Origin of the sequence: Nitrospira lenta (assembly GCF_900403705.1) — a bacterium.
GTDB lineage: Bacteria > Nitrospirota > Nitrospiria > Nitrospirales > Nitrospiraceae > Nitrospira_D > Nitrospira_D lenta.
In genome coordinates this window covers 102,954-127,410 of sequence record NZ_OUNR01000001.1, presented here as the reverse complement: position 1 = coordinate 127,410, position 24,457 = coordinate 102,954, and the positions used below count along the sequence as shown (strand labels likewise).

Genomic DNA, 24,457 nt, shown 5'->3' with positions numbered 1-24,457 from the left:
GTTGCCTTGTCGGGGCGTAGCGCAGCCCGGTAGCGCACTGCGTTCGGGACGCAGGGGTCGAAGGTTCAAATCCTTTCGCCCCGACCACCTCACTCTCTCTCGGCCCGGAGCCTCTTCGTTCATCGAGGCAACGGGCGGGATGCTCAAGCTTTCTTTTCAATTCAATCCATCCTGTCGTGTGAGCCAGGCCTTCTGAGTCGGCGCATCACCGTGATGTGTCGAACACACAACTCCAAAATCTTCTTCTCATTGATGCGGTGCACGGAAGTTACGGACGCAACGCTCTCGTGCGCGCGGCTGAATCGATGACGGCCGGTTCTGGTTGTGCGTTTGTACGCGCGCGTAGATTTGCAAAACGCGTGACGGGTCTGAGGAGGTGTGAGAGTATTCCACCGTGTTGCGCAATCTGTTGTAGTTCGTAAGGCTGACTCGAGGATGACATCTCAGGTGCGCGCTCATATTGTAGTGAATGGTCGTGTGCAGGGCGTCGGGTACCGGGCCTTTGCGGCTCGTGTCGCGACGCAGCGCAAGTTAGTCGGCGGGGTGCGCAACCTCGACGATGGGCGAGTCGAGTTGGATGTCGAAGGGCCGCGCGAGACGATCGAAGCGCTGCTCACTGAACTCGGCCTTGGCCCTCCGGCAGCACGGGTGACGGCGGTGACGGTGGAATGGAACCCGGGGACCGAACGATTTACCGATTTCCATATATGGTACTAGCGAACCGAGTTAAAGGACACCGACGGATATGAGTCGACAGGACGAGGAGCTTCAGGACATGAGTGAAGCCCGACGACAGTCGGCCGACGAGATCGAGGAGATTGAAGTGGACGGTTCGCCTGACCGCGAGGAGAAATCCTCGAATCGGTCGGAAGGACTGGATACGCTCAAGAGTTATCTGCGCGAAGTGCGTCGTTCGACGCTGCTCAATTTCAAACAGGAACAGGAGCTGGGGAAGCGGGTGCAGGCCGGCGATGAGCAGGCGCGGCAGATCATGATTGAGTCCAATCTTCGCCTGGTGATCAGTATCGGCAAACGCTACATCAATCGAGGCTTTCCTTTTTCGGATATCGTCGAAGAAGGCAATCTTGGATTGATCAAAGCGGTCGAGAAGTTCAACTACAAGCGCGGGTTTCGTTTCAGTACCTACGCCTCCTGGTGGATTCGTCAATATATTGAACGGGCCATCATCAATCAGGGCAAGCTTGTGCGGTTACCCGTCCATGTGGTCGAGCGGCTGAACCGGTATATGGGGAAGGTTGAGCAGTTGGTCCAGGAGCTTGGCCGGGAACCTCTGGCGCACGAAGTGGCCAAGAAGATGAAGACCAATGAGGAGGAGATCCTCGATCTGAAGCAGTTGGCCAGGACGACCTGCTCGCTGGATAGTCCCATCAATGATCGCACCGATACGTTCCTGCGAGATGTCATCGAAGATCCCATGTGTATGTCTCCCGATGACACGGCGGATGGAATCAGGCGCCGGACAGAACTGATGAGTTGGGTCAAGGAGTTGCCTGAAAAAGAGCAAACTGTTATTGTGTCGCGGTTCGGGCTCGACGGTGATGAGTCCAAGACGCTGGAAGAGATAGGCCGGGTGATGGGGTTAACCCGTGAGCGGGTCCGCCAAATCGAAACAACGGCCTTAGTCCGGCTTCGAGGCACCATCGAGCGAAAGACCATGACGCAGGCCGACCTGCTCTAATTCCGGGGACCGCCATCAACTATCAAGCCCTCATCCGCGAAGTGCCGGATTTTCCCAAGCCCGGTATCCTCTTTTACGACATTACAACATTGCTGAAGGATGCTGCGGCCTTTCGCGCGCTGACCGACGACCTCACGGCGCGATACCAAGATGCACGGATCGATAAAGTCGTCGGCATCGAGTCGCGAGGATTTATCTTTGGAGGCGTGTTGGCCGGTCGGCTGGGGGCCGGGTTTGTGCCGGTCCGTAAACCGGGGAAATTGCCGGCTGATTGCTTCGAGGTGAAGTACAGCCTTGAGTATGGATCGAACACCTTGGCCATTCATCGGGATGCCATCGGATCGGGTGAGCGAGTCCTGATCGTAGACGATCTCCTGGCCACGGGAGGGACGGCTGAGGCGACCATCAGCCTAGTCCGCCAACTCGGAGGGGACGTCGTGGGCCTCGATTTTCTCGTTGAGCTAAAAGGGCTCAAAGGAAGAGAAAAGCTCGCTGGCTATCCCGTGCATTCGACGATTCTCTATTCCTAGGGTTCTCCTAGGTAGCGACCGCTAGCCCTTGTCAAAGCCTACATGCCGTGATATAGATGCCGGACTTTTTTTGGGGGGATTCTCTACCCAAGGAGCATTATTCTATGGCAACCAAAGTGCCTGCAAAAAAGAAAGCAGAAGTGAAAAAGACAAAACCAGCCTCTGTCGTTGAGTCCAAGAAGGCGGCCCCCGCAGTCGTTGTAACGGCAAAGGCGGCTCCTGCGCAGATTATTATCGAGGCGCTACGTCCCAAGGAATCGGCGAAAGACCGGGATGCCCGTGAACGCCGCCAAGAGACATTGCACCAGATGTTGATGGGCAAACGCCAAGAGATCATTCGTGAAATCGAAGGCAATCTGGGTCAGTCGTTGACGGAGGATCAGCAACGCCGGCTGGAGTCTGCCCGTGATGTCGGTGACCAGGCGTTGATGGATCTTGATCGCGAACTCGGCATCTCGCTCATGGAGATGCGCAATCGCCGTCGGCAGGCCATCGATGAGTCGCTCAATCGCTTGCGTGACGGTACCTATGGTATGTGTGCCGAGTGTGGTATTGAGATCAGCGAGAAGCGGCTTCAAGCCGTGCCGTTTGCCAAGCTCTGCGTCGAGTGTCAATCCAAAGCCGAGCTGCTGGAAAAAATTGAAAAGGAAGAAGATCGCGATTGATCGCGCTCTTCTTCCCGCGCCCCATCATGCGTGGAGCTGTGTGCCTCTTTCGGTTCGGCATCGCGTAAAATCCCCTGTCAGGGGGAAAATTTCTGACTTCCCCTCCATCCATGCCTCTTGATGCAGTACCCCAGCGGCGTGCCGTTATTCTCCTGAGCGGAGGACTGGATTCTACGGTTACGGCCGCTGTGGCGAAGCAGGAGGGGTGCGACCTCTTTTTGCTGACCATTGCCTATCGGCAGCGACATGCTATTGAGATTGAGCAAGCCAAGCAGGTGGCTGCTTCGTTCGGCGTCCAACACCATCAGGTCGTAGAGGTCGATCTTCGTGCGTTGGGGGGATCGGCTCTGACCGGAAATCTGGCGGTTCCCAAGGATCGCAAGGAGCAGGAGCGGACGCAGGGCATTCCGATCACCTATGTTCCTGCCAGAAACCTGATCTTCCTATCGTTGGCTGCGGCCCATGCGGAAGTGGTGGGGGCGTCGGTCGTTTATTTCGGCGCGAACGTGCTGGATTACTCAGGCTATCCCGATTGTCGCCCTGAATTTATCCGCGCATTCGAGCAAGCTGTCGCGGTCGGCACAAAGAGCGGCGTCGAGGGGACGCGCCTGGAAGTCCGTGCGCCGCTGTTGACGATGTCCAAGGCAGAGATTATTCAATTGGGTATGACGCTCCACGCGCCGCTTCATCTGACCCATAGCTGTTATGATCCCGTTGGATCGCTCGCCTGTGGACATTGCGATAGCTGCCTCATTCGCCGCCAGGGATTTGCCCAAGCGGGAGTTGAGGATCCGGTCGCATATGCGGTACGGTAAGTTTCAATAGAAAGTGAGCCGTGATGTCTCCTGAAGAATTTTTCATGTATCTGACTATCGGGTTGATCGTGCTCGTACCGGTTGGTGCGCGGCTGTACCGCCGCATCACGCTGGCGAAGACGCAGGCGATGTTGCAAGAGCAATTCGGGCAGCCGTCTCAGCCACCCGATCAATCCACGCCGAAGGAGTAAGTTGACGATGACGATCTCACGGACCTGTGGCCTGGCGGTTGTATTATGTGTTCTCAGTGTTGCTCCGGCCTGTAGCCAGGGAGAGTCGGCGCCCAAGGCGGTCGCGAGCGGCGCGGTTCCGGCCGGCTTGCAGACGGGTGAAGCCAAGTTTAAAGCCAACTGTTCAGGCTGTCATGGTGCAGGTGGCGCCGGCACAAGTCAGGGGCCGCCGCTCGTGCATAAAATTTATGAACCGAATCATCATGGCGATGCCGCCTTTCAGCGAGCGGCTGCCAACGGAGTGAAAGCGCACCACTGGGAATTCGGCAATATGCCGAAAATTGAGGCGGTCACTCCTGAGGATGTCGATCAGATCATCGCGTATGTGCGCTGGTTGCAGAAGCAAGCCGGCATTTTCTAACGTCCTTCGCGGTATTTCTCCTCCCGTCGTCAGAGCGTCTCTCAGAGCTACAGGGCTTCCTGCACAGGTTTGACAATCCGTTAAAGCGCTTCGTAAGGTGTTGCCACGAGATTGATTCGCGGCTGATTGGCGCCGGCTATTCAACTATCATCGTCTTGCCCCGGTGTGCATGCGGCGGGGCTAACCGAGGAGGAGCGTATGAGGAGAGACGGGAGCAGCCTGAGTGGAGTCGTGGTGGCAGTCGGTTTGATGGCCTTGGGAACCGGGTGCGTGGCCATCGAGGCGGGTCACGAAGGGGTGTTGGTTGAGCAGCCGTTTTTCTTCGGCCATGGCGGTGTTGATCCCGTGCCCACCAAGACGGGACGAGTTGTGGTGGCGCCGACGACCAAAGTGGTGGATGTCGATATCCGTCCGATCCAGTACTCCGAGCATTTCGATATCATCTCGGCCGAGAACGCGCCGGTCTCCTTTGATGCGTTTCTGATCGCCAACGTCATTGAGGGGAAATCGCCGGAGCTGATCAGCAAGTACGGTCCGAACTGGTATGCCAACAATGCCAAGGAAGCGTTTCGCACCTTTGTGCGTGAAGAAGTGCAGAAGTACCCCCTCTTTCAGTTGACGACCGATCCGACCACCAGGCAGAAGTTGCAGGATGCCATCGCCAAAGAAGTGCAGACCAAGCTGATCGAGCGACAGGGCATTCCTATCCGGCTGAATCGCGTGGTTGTCGGGAGCATCCTGCCGCCCAAAGGCGTGGTAGAGCAAACGACGCAGACCATCATTCAGGAGCAGCGCAAGATTACCATGGTGGAATTTCAAAAAGCCGAGGAGTCCCGTGAGAAAGCCGAAAAGCAGCGCGGCATCGCTGACCGCGCCTATCGCGAATCGTTAGGGTTGACCGCGCCGGAGTTCGTCGATCTGCGCCGCATCGAAGTGCAAAAGGAAATCGTTCAGCACTCACCGAGCGCCTTGACCGTTATCATGGGCTTAGAGCGAGTCGGCATCAACATGCCGCCGCTGGCATCGGGCCAATAGACATGTGCGGCGCCTTCCGTTGAGCAGCTGAGGGTGGCTGTATTTTAAGTACTAGTGCTGGTAGCGGACCGAACAAGAACCGGTGTCGATCCTGGCTTGAGGCGCAGGGCTGAAGCGTGAAACGGAAGCGGTAGAATCTAGCTGGATCTATCCAAGTAGGGAGCCTTCCAAACGGGAGGCTCCCTTTTTCTTTTGGTGCATCTATTTCACGGCCGGAGGTAGGCTCCGGCAAAAAGGATCCACGGTTTTGCGGAACAGAAACAGCGCGGTGTCTTAAGGTGAGGCGGTGAGTGTTGCTTGTGCGGTAATGCGCAGGTCATCCGCCAAACAGGCTGGTTTGGGTGGTTCTTGTCATCAAGCTGAGGTCGCCGATTGACAGGGAACCTCTCAATCGCTAGGGTTTGCCCTGATTAATTAGGAATAAATATAAAGATTGCCATTTGAGCCTTTCAAAGTGAACGTGGTGCAAGGTACGTATGGCGAGCTCTATGCAAGGAAGACCATCAGGACATGAGTGAACCAAAAGGCAAGACCCTCCAATTAAATGTGCGGTTGAAGTCGAGTGAATCGAGCGCCCATCCGCTCGCAACGAACTACACCAACGTCGGCGTCGCGCAGGGGATTGCCTATGTGGACTTCGGGTTCATCGAACCCGCGCTGCTTGGGGCTATTGCGAAGACTGCGAAGGATGGCCAGGCCGCGCCCAAGGGATTGGAAGGTCATCTCGTTACCCGTGGCGCCATGGGCGTGGATGTGCTGGCGCGATTGCACCAGCAGATTCAGCAAGTGCTGGTCAGTATGCGGGATGCGCGGCAGGGGGAGCTGAAAACGTAAACGAAGGGATGTCTCAAATGGCAAATATTCGACTGCAAGACCTAACTCTAGTTTCTGTGATGCCCCTAGTTTCTTGGGTTCGGCTATTCAAGACGATCTGCTTATTTCTGGCTTGGGGGGTGAACATGAACGCGTACGCAACAGATACATTTACATGGAAAGAGGAAGCGCTGTTGCCTGACGGCAAGAAGATTATCGTAGAAAGGTTAGTTGAACGTGGTGGGCGACATGAGATAGGGCAGGAACCACCCATCAAGGAGCAGCGCGTAACCTTTAATCAACCCAGTACAAGCGAAACCATTACATGGGAGGATAAATTTACTGAAGATGTCGGCGGCGCAAACTTTTTGCCAATGCTACTTGGGGTGCGTGAAAATTCGGTTTATTTGGTGGTTCATCCGATGGGACGTGTGTCATTTATGAAATGGGGAAGTCCGAACCCGCCTTACGTCATTTTTAAATATCAAAGCAAAAAGTGGAATCGCATTACGCTACACGAGTTGCCCATGGAACTTACAAGGCCGAATTTAATTTTTTCCTCACCCGATCATGAGGCGAAGAAAGCAGGCCAATCCGTTGTTTCAGCAGAGGTGATCAAACGGCTGTATGACGGGTACAGACAACCGGAATACAAAAGCATTGTCCGTACCCCCGTTGACTATGGACCGCCTCGCCCAGAACATAAGGGCCCGAAAGCCCCGCATCCAATTACTCCATCGATGACAAAGGATGACACCAAATAGTCATATCCGTGGATTGAACGGGTCATTGAGAGGAGGAAAAGGTGTCAGGAACCATTGTTGGCAGTGGCGGCATGAACTAAGGGGGGCCATAGGGCGACCGTCACGACAGACTGCGGCCGATGTGGTCTATCACGTCTTGAATCGCGCCAACGCACGCCGGACCTTGTTCGAAGACGACAGGGACTATGCGGCGTTTGAACGAGTGCTGGGGCAGGCCTGTGATCGAATGCCGATGAAGAAAAAAACGGGGACCTTCTGCACTTCCAGGCAGCCTAACGAACTAGCGTGGGTTATGCCACGCACGGCGCGGGTCTCCGTCGGAGAGTATTGTTACCACATCATCAATCGTGGCAATGGCTAGGCCTAAGCCTTTCATACGGACGGAGACTATCAGGCCTTCATCGGTTTGCTGGGGCCGGCCTGTGACCGGATGCCGATACGACTCCTGGCGTGCGGTCTCATGCCGAATCATATCCATCTTGCGCTCCATCGAACTGAATCCCGTCCGTGCACATCTTGTGGCCCGCGCCGAAGATTGGCGAAGGTCGAGTGCGCGTACGTGGAGCGAATCTGGGCAAGGTCTTCGGGGGGAAGCCGGTCCCGTTCCGCGACCAGAGCCTTGGCTCACATGGTGACCAAGCCGTGGAGGAAACAGCGGTCCATCGAATCCGACGGCGCATGAATCCTAACGCCCCGTTTGGATCGGACGCATGGATGGCGGTGACGGCGAGGTTGCTGGGGCTGGATGCGAGCCTCCGACCAATCGGCTTCCCGCAGAAACTGGTGGAAAGGTAGAAGGCCTCCGTTCTTTGCCCAGCCCCTCGCCTGCTAAGCGCCTGACGTCACTGATCGAGAGCGGCGATGATGCCACTCGACTCTTAGCCCGCTGCGTGCGGAATCAAAATAAATTAAGGTAAGTAATGTAAGGTTCCTGATGTAAGTACCATTCAAGAAATGCCGACTTGGCGCTACTCGTATTGTTACGTGCTGCGCACCAGTACGGTATTTATCATTAAAGTTTTATCGAATTTTTCCGATAGTAACTACGACTGTTTGGTGGCATCCACCCGTCTTGGTTGCCAAGCTCAGGTTTGTATCAGAGAGGCAACCGTGATCGCTTTGTCAGGAACATACCGGGTGGCGTTGCTCATGAGTCTCGCGCTGACGACGGTCGGCCACGTGAGCCCCTACGTGTCACTCACCCTGGCGCAAACCGTGCCGGACGCCGGCGGGCTTCAGCAGCGGCGCCAGCAAGAACGTGACCAGGAGCGCCTGGAACAGCTCCCGTCCCAAACCCCAAGCAACACGCCCGCGCGGCCCCTTCAAGAGCCCGCTCCACCCTCCGCCACGGTCAGAGTTTCCGCCTATCGATTTGAGGGGAATACCCGCTTGACCGCGGAAGAGCTGCAAGCCGCGGTGGCGCCGTATATCGATCGTCAAATGGATCTGCCCTTACTGAGAGAGGCCGCTGCCGCCGTCGCTGATCGCTATCGGAACGCCGGGTGGGTCGTGCAGACCTATCTCCCGCAGCAAGACATTACGGATGGCATGGTTCTCATCGCGATCGTCGAAGCGACTTTGGGCCAGGTCTCCCTTGATGACCCGCCGCCCACGCGGGTCGAGCCGGAATACGTCGTAGGCCTCATCGATCGGCAACTTCAACCGGGCCAGCACCTCAACAGCCACGCCCTTGATCGAGGGCTGCTCTTGGCTGACGATTTGCCGGGAGTCCAGGTGTCGGGTGCCCTCGAAGCCGGCACGGAGCCCAGCACGACGAATGTGCGCGTCAGGACCGCCGACGAACCGATCGTGCACGGCGATCTGAGCATCGATAACAGCAGCCCGCGTGCTACCGGTTCCATTCAGGGCCTTGCCAGCCTGCGTTTGCAAAGCCCCTTTCATCGTGGGGATCTCATCACGGTGAACACCATGTGGTCGGAAGGGAGCCAGTACGGGCGAGTGGCCTATACCCTGCCTCTCGGCCGTGACGGGTGGCGCATCGGCGTCAACGGCTCGTGGCTCGCGTATCGCCTGGTGACCTCGGAATTCGCCGCGCTCGATGTCAAGGGAAACGCCTATAGCCTGGGGGTGGAGGCGTCGTATCCTCTCGTGCGAACCAGGGATTACAACCTGTACTGGAAGATGACCTACGATCACCGGCATTTTGACAATGACGCCGCCCATATCCGCCAGTCTGACTACCGCATCAATGAAGGCTCCGCAGGCCTCGCGGGCAATTGGTATGAAAACATCTTGGGCATGCCCGGCGCGACGTTCGGCAGCCTGACGCTCGTCCAAGGATACGTCGATCAGGGCACTCGCCAACTCGGCGAAAATCCCCATGTCGAAGGCACCTTCACCAAGCTCACGTGGTATGCGGCCCATGAACAACGGGTCCATCCCTGGGTCTCTCTCTACGGGTCCTTCCTCGGGCAGAAAGCCTTTTCCGCCATGGATTCGGCGGAACGATTGTATATCGGCGGCCCCCAGACGGTCCGGGCCTATCCCGTCTATGAAGCGGGTGGCTCCACCGGCTGGGTCACGACCGGTGAGGTGCGAGGGTATCTCCCCTGGGGATTCGGTCTGACCGGATTTTTCGATGCGGGACATGTCTCGAACCAATCGTCCATCGGACACAGCTACACCCTCAAAGGCGGCGGCGTGACGCTGAGTTGGCGCAGTCCGCTGGGCTTGGTGGTGCAGGGCACTTGGGCGCATCGACTCGGGGACAACCCGAATCCGACCGCCGCAGGCAAGGATCAGGATGGGTCGCTGGACCTCAACCGCTTCTGGTTTTCGGCGAGTTATCTGTTTTAGCGCGGGGCGCGCGAACACGTCGTTCCCGTGTCTCCGTCCACCTTCAGGTGGTGTGCAGGAGCCGGTCGTTCCGCAGGAGCACCACCAGAGCGAGCGAGAGAAAGAAAGAGAGAAAGAGAGAAAGAGAACGCCGACGCATTGTTCACGTATTTGGCAAAGGAGTCCGTGCCATGACCGCGTCTGTCTGGTCTTCGTCGATGCAGCCACTCCCCGCGCCTCACGGTCCCCGGTGGCGTCGGGCTCTGTCCGCCGTCAGCCTGGTAGCGCTGCTGCTGAGCCCCCATCTGATCGGCCATGCCGCCGGCCCCGCGAGCCCGCCCGCCCCCGCCCAACTTCCCACCGGAGAACAGGTCGTCGGGGGACAAGCGACGATCGGCCGCCATGACTCGCTGATGACGATTCAGCAAGGGACCACCCGAGCCGCCATCGACTGGCAGAGCTTCAATATCGGCAGCGCCGCCCACGTCGATATTCATCAGCCCTCCTCGGGCAGCGTCCTGCTCAATCGTATCCTTGGCCCCGAGGCCTCACAGATCTTCGGCAAGCTGACCGCCAACGGACAGGTCTTTCTCTCCAACCCCAATGGGATCTATTTCGCGCCCAGTGCCACCGTGGATGTCGGCGGCCTCTTGGCTACCACCCATCACATCACCCTCGATGACTTCATGGCCGGCCGCGACCGGTTCACGCGCAACGGCGCCCTCGGCAGCATTGTGAACGAAGGCCAGCTCCGCGCGTCGCTGCAGGGCTACATCGCTCTGCTCGCGCCAGAAGTCCGCAACCACGGCGTCATCATTGCCGAACTCGGCACCGTCGCGTTGGCCGCGGGTGAAGCCTATGAACTGCGGTTTGATCCCAGCCGACAGCTCCAAGGGATTCGGGTGGAGCCCGCGTCGATCCAGACGCTCGTGGAAAACAGCCAGGCCGTCTTGGCGCCCGGCGGTTATATCGTGCTCTCCGCCGTGGCCGCCCATCAGCTCCAGGGCAGCGTCGTGCGGAACGACGGCCGCCTTGAGGCCTCCAGCCTCGTCAGTACGGGGGGGCGTATTCGGCTTGAAGGCGACGCCATCACGCTGGGAGCCCGGTCGATCACGGCCGCGACCGGCGCCACCGGCGGAGGAGAAATCCTCGTCGGCGGGGGGTGGCAAGGCAGCGGGACGATGCAGCACGCGACCACCGTCACTATGGCCGAAGGCGCCGGCATCGACGTCAGCGCCACCCAGCGCGGCGACGGCGGCACCGCGGTGCTGTGGTCGGATATTCATCAGCCCCAGTCGAGCACCCGCGTGTTCGGCGAGATTCGGGCGCGCGGCGGCGCGTTGGGCGGCCACGGCGGGAAGATCGAAACCTCGGGGTACCGGCTCGACGTGGGCGGCGCCTACGTGGACGCCGGCGCGTCATTCGGCGACGGCGGCCTCTGGTACCTGGACCCGACGGACTCGACCATTACCCAATCGGTCGCCAACAGCTACGCCACCACACTGAACACCGGCACCTCCGTTTTGAACGACGTGACCGGCAGCATAACTTGGAATTCCGGCGTGACGCTGAACAAGACGGCCGGTGGCGACGCGACGCTCACCTTGCGAGCGGGCAACCCATCGGGCGGCAGCCACATTACCCTGACCAACCCCACCATTACCTCCACCTCAGGCGCACTGAACCTGGTGTTGTGGACGCGGTACAACAGTGAGGGCAACGACGGCCGCATCTACGTCAACGGCGGCAACATCGCCACCAACGGCGGCCATCTCTGGATGGGCGGCGGAAATGTGCTTGTCGGCGGGTGGAACGGGTTGACGGTCGGAAGGGCCCAGGCCTCCACCTGGTCGTATGATGTGACAGGGGCGTCGATCGCCGGCAGCAGTATCAGTACCGGCGCCGGCAGCATCTCCATCAACGGCAAGAGCGCCTATACCGCCACGACCACGGGCAACCTGAACGTCGGCGCGGCCGTCTACGGCGGCAGCACCCTCTCCACCACCTCGGGAGACATCTCGATCGACGGGTCCCTCGATGGGCGCTATATCAACGGGATCGGCACGGTCATCGGGAATGCGCCGTCCGGCTCCACCACCGGCAACGTGCTGCTGTCCACCACCAGTGGGAACATCTCGATTAGCGGCAGCGGCTCCAACTCAAGCAGCGGGAGCGGGTGGCGCCATGGGGTGTTAGTGAACGCGAAGAACGCCAACGAACAGGTCACGGTTCGCAGCACCACGGGCAGTATCACGCTCGACGGCCAGGCGCAGTTCACCTCGGCGGCAACCAATGACGCGTCCGGTCTGCAACTTCAAACCTCCGGCACGACGAGCTCGATCGCGGTGGTGTCGCAAAGCGGTGATATCACGCTGCGGGGCAGTAATACGCTGGAGTCCGGCCAATACCTCAACGGCCTCCGGCTGACGGCGAGCGATAGTGCCGATAACATCCGCATCGGCTACGACGGGACCACCCCCTACAGCGGGAACATCCTCATCGAGACCAACTCACTGCTGCAGCGCGCGGTCAATAGCGGAGCCGGCTCAATCAGCGTGCGAGGTACGGGGAGTCTGACCATCCGCCCGGTCGGCGCTAGCTTTACCCAACTGCGCGCCGACACCGGCAGCCTGAGCTTCGACAACGACTGGAACTTCGGCACCACGCTGTCTGGTTTCACGCTGGGCAAGGCCGGCAACACCTTCGATCTGACGCTGAGCAACCCGCTCAGCGTGGCCGGACCGATCGCGCTGTACGGCGGCAATATCACGCTGAATGGCAACCTGACGAGCACGCAGGCCGGCGCCGGCATGCTGGTGAAGGCGACGGGCAACATCGTCACCAACACCGGGCGCATGCTGCAGACCAACCAGGGCGCGCTCACGCTGTGGAGCGACAGCGACGCGACCGGCGGCGGGGCCATCCAGCTGGGCGACAACAACTCTCTGAACACGGCCAACGGCTCGACGAGCAGTAACCTGTCGGGCGGCGGCACCATCGTATTGGCGGGCGGAGCCGACAACGGCGCCAATGGCGGCGTCGCTGGCGACGGGGTGCCTGATGGCTATGCGTCCAGCAGCACCGGCATCGGCGTCAAGCTAGGCGCCACCAGGGCCAGCACCATGCAGATGTGGTCTGGCGGCGGTGACATCGTGATCCGCGGTGCCAGCACGGCCAGCTCCGGCTCGGTGAGCGACAACACCGGCATCCACCAGCCGGGCTTTTTCACCGCGAATGCGGGCACCGGCGCCATCCTTATGGCGGGCACCAGCACCAACTTCTATGGGCTGAACTTCGGCGACCCGGTGAACGACAACGACGGCCTCTCGCACCTCAGCCTCGTGTCCAGCAAGGCGTCGGGCACGGCCATCTCGCTGACCGGCACCTCGGCTGCCAACCACGGCCTGGTCTTCAACTACAACAACCCCAAAGAAGTGTTGGCCACCGGCGGGGGCTCCATCGCCATTGCCGGCACGGGTGCCGGCTCGGGCTACGGCGTCTACCTGCAGAACCAAGATCTGCTGGCCACGACCGGTGCCGTGCAGGTGGATGGCGGCACCAAAGGCATCTACGTCCACGGCACCGGCGCACGCCTGGGCGGCAAGGCGGGATCGAGCATCACCGCCAGCAGCAGCAACGTCACGCTCACCGGTGATGTGTTGACCCTGGACGGGACCATGGCCGTCAACACCACCGGAACCTTGACGGTGCAACCCTTCAGCACCAGCTTCAGCAGCGCGTTGAGCTGGCCGCGTACCAACTTGAGCGTGGCCTCGGGCCTGACCGGCCTGACGCTGGGCAAGGCCGGCAACACGGCCGACATCACGGTGACAGCGGCACAAAACATCAACGGCCCGATCGCGCTGTATGGCGGCACTATCACGCTGAACGCCGGCCTGGCCACTACCAACGCCGGGACCGGCAATGTGGCCATCACCGCCGGCACGGGCCTCACCGGCAACGGGAGCGTCGGGCTGGCCGATGGCCGCACGATGACGGTATCGCAAGGCGGCACGTCCACCTACAGCGGCGTGGTCAGCGGCACCGATGCCTCGTTCGTCAAGGACGGCAGCGGGACGCTGACCTTGACCGGCACCAACCTCTATAGCGGCCCCACCACCGTGTCGGCCGGAACGCTGGCCGTGGGCAACGGCGGCGGCACGGGTGTGCTGGGGACCGGCGCGGTCACCACCAATGCCGCGCTCAGGTTCAACCGCGCGGGGAGCGTTGCCCTGTCCGCGTTGGCGCCGCATGCGAGCGGCATCACCGGCAGCGGGACCGTCAGCGCCACCGCGGCCACCGACCTGACGGTGGATCGGCCGATTGCAGTAGCCGGCGCGGTGGCCCTCACGGCCACTGGCGGGAACCTCGCCATCGACCGTGCGGTCGCCAGCAGCGGTGGGGCCATCACGCTGGCCGCGGGCGGCACGCTGACCGACGGCCCGAGCGGCGCCCTGACGGCGCCGCAATTGGCCATCACCGGCGGCACGGTCACGTTGGATAGTAGTAGCTCCAATGTGGGAACGCTGGCCGCCAGCGGCGTGAGTAATCTGCGCTACCGCAACAGCGGCGCCTTGACGTTGGGCAGCGTGGGCGCCACGACGGGGATCACGGCCAGCGGCGACCTCGACCTCAGCACGGCCAGTGGCGACCTCACCGTCGCGGCTGCCACCACGACCTCTGCCACCAGCGCCAGTGCCCTGGTCCTCAATGCGGGCCGCGACACCGCGGCCGGCACGGCCACCGGCGGCAACCTCCTCATAAGTGGCAGCCCTACGATCAGCGTGGGCAGCGGCGGCCGGGCCACGCTCTATTCGGGCAGCGTGAGCGGCAGCACCGGGCTGACCACGGTCGTGGGCAGTGGCAGCGGGCGATTCCGCTATCACAGCGACGAGGCAGCCAGCAATTTTACGGCGGCGCTGGGCAGCGGACGGTATGGAGTGTATCGCGAGCAGCCGTCGGTCACGGTGACGGCTACCAATCAGACGATGACCTATGGCGGCTCCGTTCCTACCTTCACCCTGTCCGCGACCGGGGTCAACGGCGATACGGCGACCCAGATCTTCAGTGTGGCCCCCACCGCCTCGGTCGGCGGGAGTACCTCCACTAGCGGGCATCTCACGGCTGGAAGCCATGCCGTGACGGCGAGCGGGGGGACGGAGCAGCTCGGCTACGCGAGTGGGAGTTCGGTAGTGGGGACGCTGACGGTCAATCAGAAAGCCTTGACCTACACGGGGACGGCCACGGATAAAGTCTATGACGGTGCGACGACGGCGTCACTCTCGCATAACACCAGCGGGATTGTGTCCGGCGATACGGTGACGGTGTCCGGCAGCGGTGCATTTGCTGATAAACAGGCCGGCGTCAATAAGGCCGTCACCATTACGGGCCTTACAGTCGGAGGACTCGACGGGAGCAACTATGCGCTGGCCGCCACGGCGTCGTCCACGGCCACGATCACGCCCAAAGCGGTGACGGTCAGCGGCCTCACGGCGGCGGATAAGGTGTATGACGGCACCACGACTGCGACGGTCAGCGGCAGCGCGGTGAATTTTGGCGGGCTTGTCAGCGGCGACAACGTGACTCTCGCCGGCACCACCGGCACCTTTGCCACGAAACAGGTGGGCACGGGCAAGACCGTCACCTTGAGCAGCACCTACGGCGGCACCGATGCCGCCAATTACACCATCACCGACCAGACCACTACCACGGCCGCCATCACGCCCAAATCCGTGACGGTCAGTGGCCTCACGGCGGTCGACAAGGTGTATGACGGCACCACGACTGCGACGGTCAGCGGCAGCGCGGTGAATTTTGGCGGGCTTGTCAGCGGCGACAACGTGACTCTCGCCGGCGCCACCGGCACCTTTGCCACGAAGCACGTGGGCACGGGCAAGACCGTCACCTTGAGCAGCACCTATGGCGGCACCGATGCCGCCAATTACACCATCACCGACCAGACCACCACCACGGCCGCCATCACGCCGAAAACGGTGACGGTCAGCGGCCTCACGGCGGCGGATAAGGTGTATGACGGCACCACGACGGCCACGGTCACTGGCACGGGCAGCGTGGCTACCGGCGTGGGGAGTGAAACCCTAGGCCTCACTGGCGGCACGAGCGCCACCTTCAGCGACCGTCACGCCGGCACCGGCAAGACCGTCACGGCCACCGGCTATAGTCTCGCAGATGGCGCAGGTGGCGGCCTCGCGAGCAACTATCAGCTGAGCAGCACCACCGCCACCACCACGGCCGCCATCACGCCCAAATCCGTGACGGTCAGTGGCCTCACGGCGGCCGACAAGGTGTATGACGGCACCACGGCTGCGACGATCAACGGCAGCGCGGTGAATTTTGGCGGGCTTGTCAGCGGCGACAACTTGACTCTCGCCGGCGCCACCGGCACCTTTGCGACGAAGCACGTGGGCACGGGCAAGACCGTCACCCTGAGCAGCACCTACGGCGGCACCGATGCCGCTAATTACACCATCACCGACCAGACCACCACCACGGCCGCCATCACGCCGAAAACGGTGACGGTCAGCGGCCTCACGGCGGCTGACAAGGTGTATGACGGCACCACGGCTGCCACGGTCACTGGCACGGGCAGCGTGGCTACCGGCGTGGGGAGCGAAACCCTGGGCCTCACCGGCGGCACGACTGCCACCTTTACTGACGCAAACGCCGGCATCGGCAAGACCGTGACCGCCACCGGCTATAGCCTCACCGATGGGACGAGCGGCGGCCTCGCCGGCAACTATCAGCTGAGCAGCACGACCGTGACCACCACGGCCGCGATCACGCCGAAAGCCTTGACGATACAGGCCAACCATGATGCCCGGTTTGTCACGGAAAGCGACGCGGGTGGATATGCGGGCGTGACCTACTCCGGCCTGGTGAATGGCGAGACGAGTAGCGTCCTGAGCGGCACCCTAGCCATTACCCGCAGCAACGTCGGCACCACGAGCGCGGGCACCTACGCCAACGTTCTCCTCCCCAGCGGCTTGACCTCCAGTAACTATGCCATTGCCTATGGCGCCGGGACCTACACGATCGTGCCGGCGAATCAGCTCCTGGTCCAGGTGGCGAATATCGCCACGACCTACGGCACGGCCCCGATCTACGGCATCGCGCGCGCGCGCTATTTGTCCGGCACCAGTGCCACGATCGTGGACCTGACCGGCAATGTGAGTGCGACGGGGAATGCGATCACCATTACCGATGGCGCCGGCGGAGCAGCCCACTTTACCGTCGGAGTGCCCGGCGCGACCCTGAGCGGTGCTGGACTGGTGCCGGTGGGCATTCACACCATTGGCGCCACCAACCTCTCCACCACCAGCGCGAATTTCAACCACACCGTGACCCTCACCGGCCAACACGCCGTCACCCCGAGCACCTTGACGGTCTTCCCCAGTGGGGTGACGAAGACCTACGACGGTACGGCGCTCCTCACCGGAACGGGTGTCACCGTATCGGGGGTCTGGACAGGCGATGCGGTTTCAGGCACCGGCAACGTGATCTTCGCCACGAAGAATGCCGGCACGAATCTCGGGTACACCATCAGCGGCGTCCACGTCAGTGGCGCGGATGTCGGCAACTACTCACTAGCCAGCGGCACGACGGTGGCCGGCACGAATGGCACCATTGCGCGGCGTAGCGTCACGGTGTCGGGCCTCACTGCCGCCAACAAACCCTACGACGGCACCACCACGGCCACCGTCGATCATGGCGGTGCCACCTTCACCAACATCGTGCCAGGCGACGAGCTGACCGCCCACGCCACCGTCGGCACCTTTGCCGATGCCCAGGTGGGCGTCGGGAAGACGGTCGCGCTCAGCGGGACGCTCTATGGCGGCGCCGATCTCAGCAATTACACGGTCCTCGGCCAGGCCTCCACGACCGCCGATATTACCGGCGTTCATGCCCAAGACCAATCCGTCGATGCGATGGCCCAATTGAGCCGTGGCACCCAGCCGCTGTTCGGTTCCTCGTCGACTGTGCCGGTTGAGGGGTCTCAGGCCTTGCCGAACTATAGACTGGAAGGGACGGTGCGAGGCGCAGCCGACGCACAACTGACCTCGTTGTCCTCTTCGTCGACCGACGGTCCTCACACGGTGGTGTTGAAGTGGGAGCCGCGCACGTCGAGTGAGGACCCCGAAATGGTCTACGTCTCGATCCCACGGAGCCTGCTGACACAGGGAAGCACGGTGTCCTTCACGCTGCCCGACGGCCTGATTCAGAACATCGGTGGGACTCCAGATGCGCTGAGCGGCCCAGAGGGCGCGCCATTGCCGGCGTGGTTGACGTACGATACCCAGACGGCCACTTTCCACATTGAGGCCACGGACGCCGTGTCGCTCCCCACGACGGTTGCCACCACCTTCCAGGAGCACCGGATCCTGATCGTGATCGAGGCGCAGACGCAGGAATAGGAGCCACGCGGAGCGAGAGGGAACGAGGGCGCAGCCCCTCTAGCCTCGAAGGCGCGGAGATCCATTGAGAGCTGGCTGAGATGCAACTCGAGATGTGAGCGTGTCTGCGAGGGGCTGGAGGGGAAGGCCGAGCCCCTGCGAACGGATCCAGTTCACCGGGGCGTTTGTGCACGAGCGGATTACGCCGCATCGCCATCCCGTGAACAGGATCTTGCCGATCCTGGAGTCACGGCATCCCGCCACATAGAGGTCAAGTCTCTCGGCCATCCATCGCCAGGCGTAGCGACATCAGCACTCGTCTGTTACTCCACCATCGACATAAAAACTCCTGAGCTAGCCCCGTTTTCATGGACACCTCAAAGAGGGGGCAATGCATCCCCAGGAGGCGTCCGATGGCGAAGCGACAACCATTCACCAAAGCGGTCGTATACAAGAGGTCGGGAGTTTTTGTTTGGGGTGTGGCATGATCGCCGTCACATTTGCAATGAATCCGAATATACGATGCTGCCGCGCATGATTTTGTTAGGAGTGAATATAGATGGTGGCATTCCTGCGGTGCAATGGCGGCTGCGTGTGTGGTGTCGTCACGGGATACTGCAATAAAGGAGTTTTTGAACATGAGTGAACCAAAAGACAAGGCCCTCAAATTAAATGTGCGGTTGAAGCCGAGTGAATCAAGCGCCCATCCGCTCGCAACGAACTACACGAATGTCGGCGTGGCGCAGGGCATTGCCTATGTGGATTTCGGGTTCATCGAGCCCACGCTGCTCGGGGCGATCGCGAAGACGGCAAAAGATGGCCAAGTGGCGCCAAAAGGTTTGGAAGGTCATCTCGTCACCCGCGTGGCGATGGGGGTGGATGTGCTGGCGCGATTGCATCAGCAGATTCAGCAAGTGCTGGTCAGCATGCGCAATGCGAAGCAGTCGAAGCCGAAAGCGTGAGGGCGGCGAGAAACTGGAAAGGATGCCAGCATGACACACAGACGTAGACGATCGATCCTGGCGCTTGGAGTGGTGTGGTTGTTAATTGCCGATGTGGCGACAGCTGGAGAATATGTTCTTGTTTTGGGGAAAGGCATTGAGGTCTGCGAGGCCTTCTTGAAAAATCTGAATTCGTTTCCTGGCGACCCCCCGATGGTCTGCGAGCGGAAGGTGAATCCAAAGTTTCCCGAATTCAGCAAGCCGACCTGGCAACCGTTGGATGCGTTGAAACATCTCGATCTCATTGAGCAGATTGAACGCTGGAAACCCTACGAGACTGGATTCGAAGATCCGAATCGGCGCGAGGAGATTCTCACGCGAATCAAAGAACGCATCGCTAACGGGGACATTCGACTTGCGACGATCGAGCTTGATATCGAGCAGGATGGGGTTTCAGAGACAGTGCTGAAGTATGAGTATGCAGGTTGCGATCCCTCGAACGAATCTCACTTTTCGGGGACCTCAGGGCGCTCATTCTATGTGCTGACTTCAGATAAGACGAAACTCGACAAGGAAAAGAGTGGGAACTTTGCCATTGCCTTGAGAGCTGACATGTTCTTGTTCAACAGCCGCCCCTACATCACCGTCTGGGCTGGCAATCCAGGCTTTAAGAACGGATTGCTTTCGATATATCGGCCGTTTTCGCTTGTTGGCACTCAACCCGGTCGTTGTGACTACCGCTACAAGGCTGCTAAGACTCGGAGGCAATCATGATCTCAAGTTGGCATTTGATCACCGGTTCCGAGGCATACAACCAACAGCGGGGAAGAAAAAGGTGTCAGGAACCATTGTTCGTGGTAGCGGCATGAACTAGGGGGTGTCCATGGGGCGCCCGTTACGCGCGGCATCCGGCAATGTCGTTTGTCATGTCTTGAATCGCGCCAACGCACGCCGGACCTTGTTCGAAGACGACGGGGACTATGCGGCGTTTGAACGAGTGCTGGTCCAGGCTGGTGAACGCTTGTCGATGAGGCTGCTTGCCGACTGTGTCATGCCGAATCACTGGCTCCTTGTCGCGTGGCCTCGCCAGGACGGAGATCTCTCCCGCTTCATGAACTGGTTGACTCTTACCCATACGCAACGCTGGCATCAGCACCGACACACGGTGGGTGAGGGGCATGTTTATCAAGGACGGTTTAAGTCGTGTCCCGTCGAAACCAGCGAATATCTCCTGTCGGTCTGTCGCTATGTGGAGCGCAACCCGGTATGGGCGGGTCTGGTCGAGCGGGCGGAATAGTGGCGATAGAGCAGCGCGGGGGCAAACGGGGTAGTACCCCTTCATGAGGGGCCGTTGGAGCGTCCTGCGGATTGGGCCAACTGGGTGAAGGAGGATGAACCCAACGAACAGTTGGTGGCGGTCACTCAGAATGCTTCGGCGGCATGAGTTGGAGTGCCTCAGCTATCTCAATGCTGACGCGGGCAAGGGCCCGGCTATGGGCAGCAGCCAAGGCTTCATAGCTCGAGTTGTGAACCGGTTCTTCGATGCGCGAGAGTCCGGTCTTGGATGGGGTCTCGTTTCGGGAGACTTGCCGAATAGTCCAGCGCAGGCTGAGCGAGACTTTTTGGCCGTGTATGGATTCGAATTGTTGGACGTCTATCGCCACGCGATAGTCCGCGTGGTCGCTCGCTTTCTGTGGATACACAACGACCTGCGGTGTTCTCAGCAGCCGGGAGAGATTTTCTGCCAGGACTCTCAGGATATCACTCTGCAACGGTTCCGCCCATTGATGGTCCTCGACCAGCGTCACCTGATTGGGCCCGGTGCGCAACACGAATTGCGGACGCTCGATGACCTCGGGCATGGTTATGGGCCCGATCGCAATGAGGCGGTTGTCCTTGGCCGGGGCGTTGGAATCGAATGCGGCTTCTGCGCTTAAGGTGTAGAAATGGACCGGGGGCGAGTTTCCGCATCCGGCAAGCCAGAGGATTGATACGCATAGTGAGAGTTGGCGAAATTGACCGCTCACTTGTCGTCTCCCTTCCTTCCGCGAAGCAGGGATTCCGGATGGCGTTCCAGATAGTCCGCGAGCGACCGAACCGACTGTGCGCTTCGGTTGAGTTCGCGAAGCATGTCACGCAGATCCTGCTGAATCGGCGCATCGGTTCCGATCCCATGTTCCACTGTTTTCAGCGCGCTCTGCAAGTCCGTCAGCGCGAGTCGTGCGGTCGGCACAAGATCGGTGTCGAGCCGCATGACCAGTTGATTGGCGTTGTTCATTGTGTGGGTCCAGGCTTGCAAGGTCTGTCGAAGGTCCTTGCTGATTTGATCCAAGGGCACCTGGTCCAGTTTTCTGATTAATCGCGGGAGCGTATCCTGGATTTCCGTCATCGAACCCACGACGGTTGGTATGACAGGGGGCGTTTTCGTCCAATCGATTTGCTGTGCCGGCGCGTCGGGGAAGATCTCCATGGCCACATAGAGTTGTCCTGTCAGGAGGCTGCTGGGTTGGAGTTGGCCGCGCAGTCCATGCGCGACCAGCCTGTCCCACCGTTCCCGCCGCTTGTTGGCATCCGAGATGTTGTGGGCCTCATCCTGGGAGGCCATGGCCGCCAAGCGTCCAGGATACACTGCGATCCTGACCGGGAAGCGATATTCGGCCTGCGCTTCGTCATATTCTGCACGCATGGATTGAACTTCACCGACGGGGACCCCGCGGAATTCGACCGGTGCGCCGATGGCCAGGCCACGGAGCGAGTCCTTGAAATACATGATGAGGGGAACCGCGAGCTCGTCCGGAAGTTTCCTTGCCTGGGAGCGGTTGTCAGCCAAGGCGAAGGTATGGTTTTCCTCGGCCGGCGATCCCGGCGCACTATCGGGCGGGGTCTCGAAGGCGATTCCGCCGATTAAAATAGACGCGAGCGACTGCGTGTCCACTTTGAGGCCGGTCGCATCCAGAGAAAAATCGATGCCGCTCGAGTTCCAAAATCTGGTTGCGGCCGTCACATACTGATCGTATGGCGCATTGATGAAAATCTTGATCGTCACGGCCGTGCCGTCCGGATTGAGGCTGAATCCCGCCACGCTGCCGACGTCGATCTGGCGGTATTGTACGGGAGAGCCGATTCCCAGCGATCCCAGGGTATTGCTGATGAGGACGAAATGACGGCCAGGCACATCCGCAGCGACGATCGGCGGAGCCTCAAGGCCGATGTAGTCGCGCTGTTCGACGGTGGATTTACCGATATCCATCCCGATGAAGGATCCCGAGAGCAACGTGCCGAGCCCCGAGACCTGTCCGCCTGACACCAATGGACGCACGACCCAGAAACGATTGTCGTCAACCAGGTAGGGTTCGGTGTCTTTGCCGAGTTCGGCGGTTACCAATACGCCGCGCTGATCCTTGCTGAGGGCGATTTGTTTGACTGTGCCAATTTCGACGCTCTTATATTTGATTTTGGTTTTCCCGGCCTCAAGACCCTCCGCTGTTTTGAAGGTAATCGTGATGGTAGGACCGCGGTCCAGAATGCCCTTGACGATAAGTCCGCCGCCGATCAGCGCGGCGACGAGCGGCAGCACCCAGATGAACGGGATCGATCGGCGGCGCGGGGCTTCGGCGACAGCCGACGGAAGGTCTGGGGAGGGGCTATGGTCGAAGGAGTTACTCATGGTCGCGTGTCCAGTAGGGATCCCAGATCAATCGAGGATCAAAGGTCATGGTCGCCAGCATCGTCGTGATCACTACGGCTCCAAAGGCGACGGCCCCGGCGCCGGCGTGGATGGTGGCGAGTGAGTGAAGATGCACCAGCGCAACCGATATCGCCACGACAAAGACATCTAGCATTGACCACCGGCCGACGAGCTCAATGACTCGGTACATGTTCGTTCGTTGGAGCGGATCCCAGGTCGAACGGCGCTGCACGGAGACGACCAGAAAGGTCAATATTGCGAGTTTGGCAGTAGGGATCAACAGGCTGGCGATAAAGACAATGATGGCGAGGTGCCAATCTCCCGACGCCCAGAAATAGACGATCCCGCTCGCGATCGTATCCGATTGTGTGCCGAACAGTGAGTTGGTGTGCATGATCGGGAGCAGGTTTGCCGGGATGAACAGGATATAGCTGGTGAGCAACAGTGCCCAGGTCCGTGAGATGCTGTTCGGCTTCCGAAAATGGAGTGGAGTGCCGCAACGGGCGCACCGGCTGCCGCCATTCATCGGTTCCGCTTGGGTCAGCAGGGAGCATAGAGGGCAGGAGAGGAGTCCCCGCCGGGCTGCCGTTTGTGCGAGGGTCGCGCTGGTTACTCGTGCATGTCCGACCATAGAGCCTCCGGATCGAACGAGAGCGATGCCACGATCAGCAACGGGATCAGGCCTACATATGCCCACAGGGCGATTCCCACCCGCACCTCGGCGAGGTGTTCGAGCTTGACGAAGGCCACAAGAATGCCAAGGAGAAATACCTCCACCATGCTCCACGGGTGGACGGCCTGCAAGAAGCGGAGGACGGGGAGCGTTCCTTCCGTCACACAATGGAGTTTCAATGGAAGCAGCAGGTAGATAAGAAGAGCGATCTCGATGGCTGGCATTATCAGTGCGGTCAGGCAGACGAGGATCGCCACTTCTCCGCGCCCCTCCACCCATAACATATGCACGGTGTCGTAGAGATTGGCCGCCTGTCGCTCCCCTTGCACCTCAAGGCCGACGATGGGATAGACGTTCGCGATCAAGAACAGTATCGATGCCGCAATGGCGCAGGCCAACGGTTGATCCACCCCGCCCTGCCGAGTTCTATACAGCACGGAATGACAGCGCCGGCAGCGGCCGACTCCCCCTTGAGGCAGGACGATCCTTCGTTGCAAGAGGTCACATTCATGACAAGCGATGAGTGAAAGGGGAGCCATGGGTGTCTCTTTTGGCGGCATCAAGCGAGCGTCTGCTGCTTGAGCGTGTTGCCTCGGTCTGACGTTGACTCATTCGAACTCGTGGATTTCCACGCTGTCGTGCCTTGAATGTTTCGCCGTGGCAGATCGGCCACCACGGCCGTGTGGTTGTTTTTAATGCTGCTGGGATTTCTCCTAGCCAGCGGAACGTATCATTTCTCCACGACAGTTTCCATATGGTCTCCTACCGATACCTGCCGAACCTCGGCTTCTCTCCGAAGGGGACGTTGAGGCTGTTGAAGAGGATATCGCACGTCTCTGTGGGGATGTGTTGTCCGCGACGGCGTTTCTACGGAATCGTAGTTTGTGCAGTGTGAAGGAACGAATAGATTCCCTTTTTCTCATGAGAGTAGGTCTATGACGAGAGGCAAGAGACGTTTAATTGTCCGATTCATCAGATCCCATCTCGATAGCCCTGGCTCTATGGCATGGGCCGAGTTCGATGTTTGACGGAGGCG

General features: G+C 60.2%; 21 protein-coding genes and 1 tRNA gene. 16 read left to right on the top strand and 6 right to left on the bottom strand.

Annotated features, from left to right (window positions below; all coding sequences use genetic code 11):
• The first annotated feature begins 10 nt into the window (after positions 1-10).
• The 11 genes from NITLEN_RS00585 (at position 11) to NITLEN_RS00540 (ending at position 6,912) form a co-directional block, all read left to right on the top strand.
• A tRNA-Pro gene (locus NITLEN_RS00585) sits at positions 11-87 on the top strand.
• Between the two features lie 348 nt (positions 88-435).
• Entirely contained in the window at positions 436-717 is a 282-nt protein-coding gene (locus NITLEN_RS00580) for an acylphosphatase (RefSeq protein ID WP_121987643.1), read from the top strand.
• A gap of 58 nt (positions 718-775) precedes the next feature.
• On the top strand, positions 776-1,699 hold the full coding sequence (locus NITLEN_RS00575; protein WP_181416548.1) for a sigma-70 family RNA polymerase sigma factor: 924 nt from the start codon (positions 776-778) through the stop codon (positions 1,697-1,699).
• A gap of 14 nt (positions 1,700-1,713) precedes the next feature.
• Complete coding sequence (locus NITLEN_RS00570; RefSeq protein WP_121987641.1) at positions 1,714-2,229, top strand: adenine phosphoribosyltransferase; 516 nt, start codon at positions 1,714-1,716, stop codon at positions 2,227-2,229.
• Between the two features lie 104 nt (positions 2,230-2,333).
• A complete protein-coding gene (locus NITLEN_RS00565) occupies positions 2,334-2,894 on the top strand; it encodes a TraR/DksA family transcriptional regulator (RefSeq protein ID WP_181416547.1) in 561 nt (186 codons plus the stop codon).
• A gap of 110 nt (positions 2,895-3,004) precedes the next feature.
• Positions 3,005-3,709 (top strand): 7-cyano-7-deazaguanine synthase QueC, encoded by a 705-nt coding sequence (gene queC / locus NITLEN_RS00560; protein WP_121987639.1) that lies wholly within the window; start codon positions 3,005-3,007, stop codon positions 3,707-3,709.
• 23 nt (positions 3,710-3,732) lie between these two features.
• A complete protein-coding gene (locus NITLEN_RS17955) occupies positions 3,733-3,900 on the top strand; it encodes a hypothetical protein (protein ID WP_181416546.1) in 168 nt (55 codons plus the stop codon).
• Positions 3,901-3,907: 7 nt separating this feature from the next.
• Positions 3,908-4,300, top strand: coding sequence for a c-type cytochrome (locus NITLEN_RS00555; RefSeq protein WP_121987638.1), 393 nt, complete (start codon positions 3,908-3,910; stop codon positions 4,298-4,300).
• 198 nt (positions 4,301-4,498) lie between these two features.
• On the top strand, positions 4,499-5,335 hold the full coding sequence (locus NITLEN_RS00550) for an SPFH domain-containing protein (RefSeq protein ID WP_121987637.1): 837 nt from the start codon (positions 4,499-4,501) through the stop codon (positions 5,333-5,335).
• 510 nt (positions 5,336-5,845) lie between these two features.
• On the top strand, positions 5,846-6,169 hold the full coding sequence (locus NITLEN_RS00545) for a hypothetical protein (protein WP_121987636.1): 324 nt from the start codon (positions 5,846-5,848) through the stop codon (positions 6,167-6,169).
• Positions 6,170-6,186: 17 nt separating this feature from the next.
• A complete protein-coding gene (locus NITLEN_RS00540; RefSeq protein WP_121987635.1) occupies positions 6,187-6,912 on the top strand; it encodes a hypothetical protein in 726 nt (241 codons plus the stop codon).
• A gap of 280 nt (positions 6,913-7,192) precedes the next feature.
• On the opposite strand, the gene NITLEN_RS00535 is transcribed toward NITLEN_RS00540, so the two are convergent.
• Positions 7,193-7,390, bottom strand: a complete 198-nt coding sequence (locus NITLEN_RS00535; RefSeq protein WP_121987634.1) for a hypothetical protein — start codon at positions 7,388-7,390, stop codon at positions 7,193-7,195.
• A gap of 632 nt (positions 7,391-8,022) precedes the next feature.
• On the opposite strand from NITLEN_RS00535, the gene NITLEN_RS00525 reads away from it, so the two are divergent.
• Positions 8,023-9,729, top strand: a complete 1,707-nt coding sequence (locus NITLEN_RS00525; protein WP_181416545.1) for a ShlB/FhaC/HecB family hemolysin secretion/activation protein — start codon at positions 8,023-8,025, stop codon at positions 9,727-9,729.
• Here NITLEN_RS00525 and NITLEN_RS18355 read toward each other — a convergent pair.
• The gene (locus tag NITLEN_RS18355) at positions 9,726-10,112 is read right to left on the bottom strand and encodes a hypothetical protein (protein ID WP_245924352.1); all 387 of its coding nucleotides are present in this window, start codon (positions 10,110-10,112) and stop codon (positions 9,726-9,728) included. The two genes, NITLEN_RS00525 and NITLEN_RS18355, sit on opposite strands and share 4 nt — an antisense overlap.
• Positions 10,113-10,121: 9 nt before the next feature.
• Between NITLEN_RS18355 and NITLEN_RS00520 the strand changes: the two genes are divergently transcribed.
• The 4 genes from NITLEN_RS00520 to NITLEN_RS00505 all read left to right on the top strand — a co-directional run bounded on the left by NITLEN_RS00520 (position 10,122) and on the right by NITLEN_RS00505 (position 20,357).
• A complete protein-coding gene (locus NITLEN_RS00520) occupies positions 10,122-18,140 on the top strand; it encodes a YDG domain-containing protein (protein WP_245924351.1) in 8,019 nt (2,672 codons plus the stop codon).
• 617 nt (positions 18,141-18,757) lie between these two features.
• Positions 18,758-19,081, top strand: a complete 324-nt coding sequence (locus NITLEN_RS00515; protein ID WP_121987630.1) for a hypothetical protein — start codon at positions 18,758-18,760, stop codon at positions 19,079-19,081.
• Between the two features lie 30 nt (positions 19,082-19,111).
• On the top strand, positions 19,112-19,834 hold the full coding sequence (locus NITLEN_RS00510) for a hypothetical protein (protein ID WP_121987629.1): 723 nt from the start codon (positions 19,112-19,114) through the stop codon (positions 19,832-19,834).
• A gap of 109 nt (positions 19,835-19,943) precedes the next feature.
• Positions 19,944-20,357: a transposase gene (locus tag NITLEN_RS00505; RefSeq protein ID WP_121987628.1), complete on the top strand. Its 414-nt coding sequence runs from the start codon at positions 19,944-19,946 to the stop codon at positions 20,355-20,357.
• A 121-nt stretch (positions 20,358-20,478) separates the two neighbouring features.
• On the opposite strand, the gene NITLEN_RS00500 is transcribed toward NITLEN_RS00505, so the two are convergent.
• From NITLEN_RS00500 to NITLEN_RS00485, 4 genes are read right to left on the bottom strand one after another with little or no spacing between them, the layout of a single operon-like run.
• Positions 20,479-21,087 (bottom strand): PqiC family protein, encoded by a 609-nt coding sequence (locus NITLEN_RS00500; protein ID WP_181416544.1) that lies wholly within the window; start codon positions 21,085-21,087, stop codon positions 20,479-20,481.
• Positions 21,084-22,727, bottom strand: coding sequence for a PqiB family protein (locus NITLEN_RS00495; RefSeq protein WP_121987626.1), 1,644 nt, complete (start codon positions 22,725-22,727; stop codon positions 21,084-21,086). Before NITLEN_RS00495 ends, NITLEN_RS00500 begins: the two co-directional genes overlap by 4 nt.
• Positions 22,720-23,379 carry a paraquat-inducible protein A gene (locus NITLEN_RS00490; protein ID WP_121987625.1) on the bottom strand — a complete coding sequence of 220 codons (660 nt, stop codon included), beginning with the start codon at positions 23,377-23,379 and terminating at the stop codon, positions 22,720-22,722. Before NITLEN_RS00490 ends, NITLEN_RS00495 begins: the two co-directional genes overlap by 8 nt.
• Positions 23,358-23,960 carry a paraquat-inducible protein A gene (locus NITLEN_RS00485; protein WP_181416543.1) on the bottom strand — a complete coding sequence of 201 codons (603 nt, stop codon included), beginning with the start codon at positions 23,958-23,960 and terminating at the stop codon, positions 23,358-23,360. Before NITLEN_RS00485 ends, NITLEN_RS00490 begins: the two co-directional genes overlap by 22 nt.
• Between the last annotated feature and the right edge of the window lie 497 nt (positions 23,961-24,457).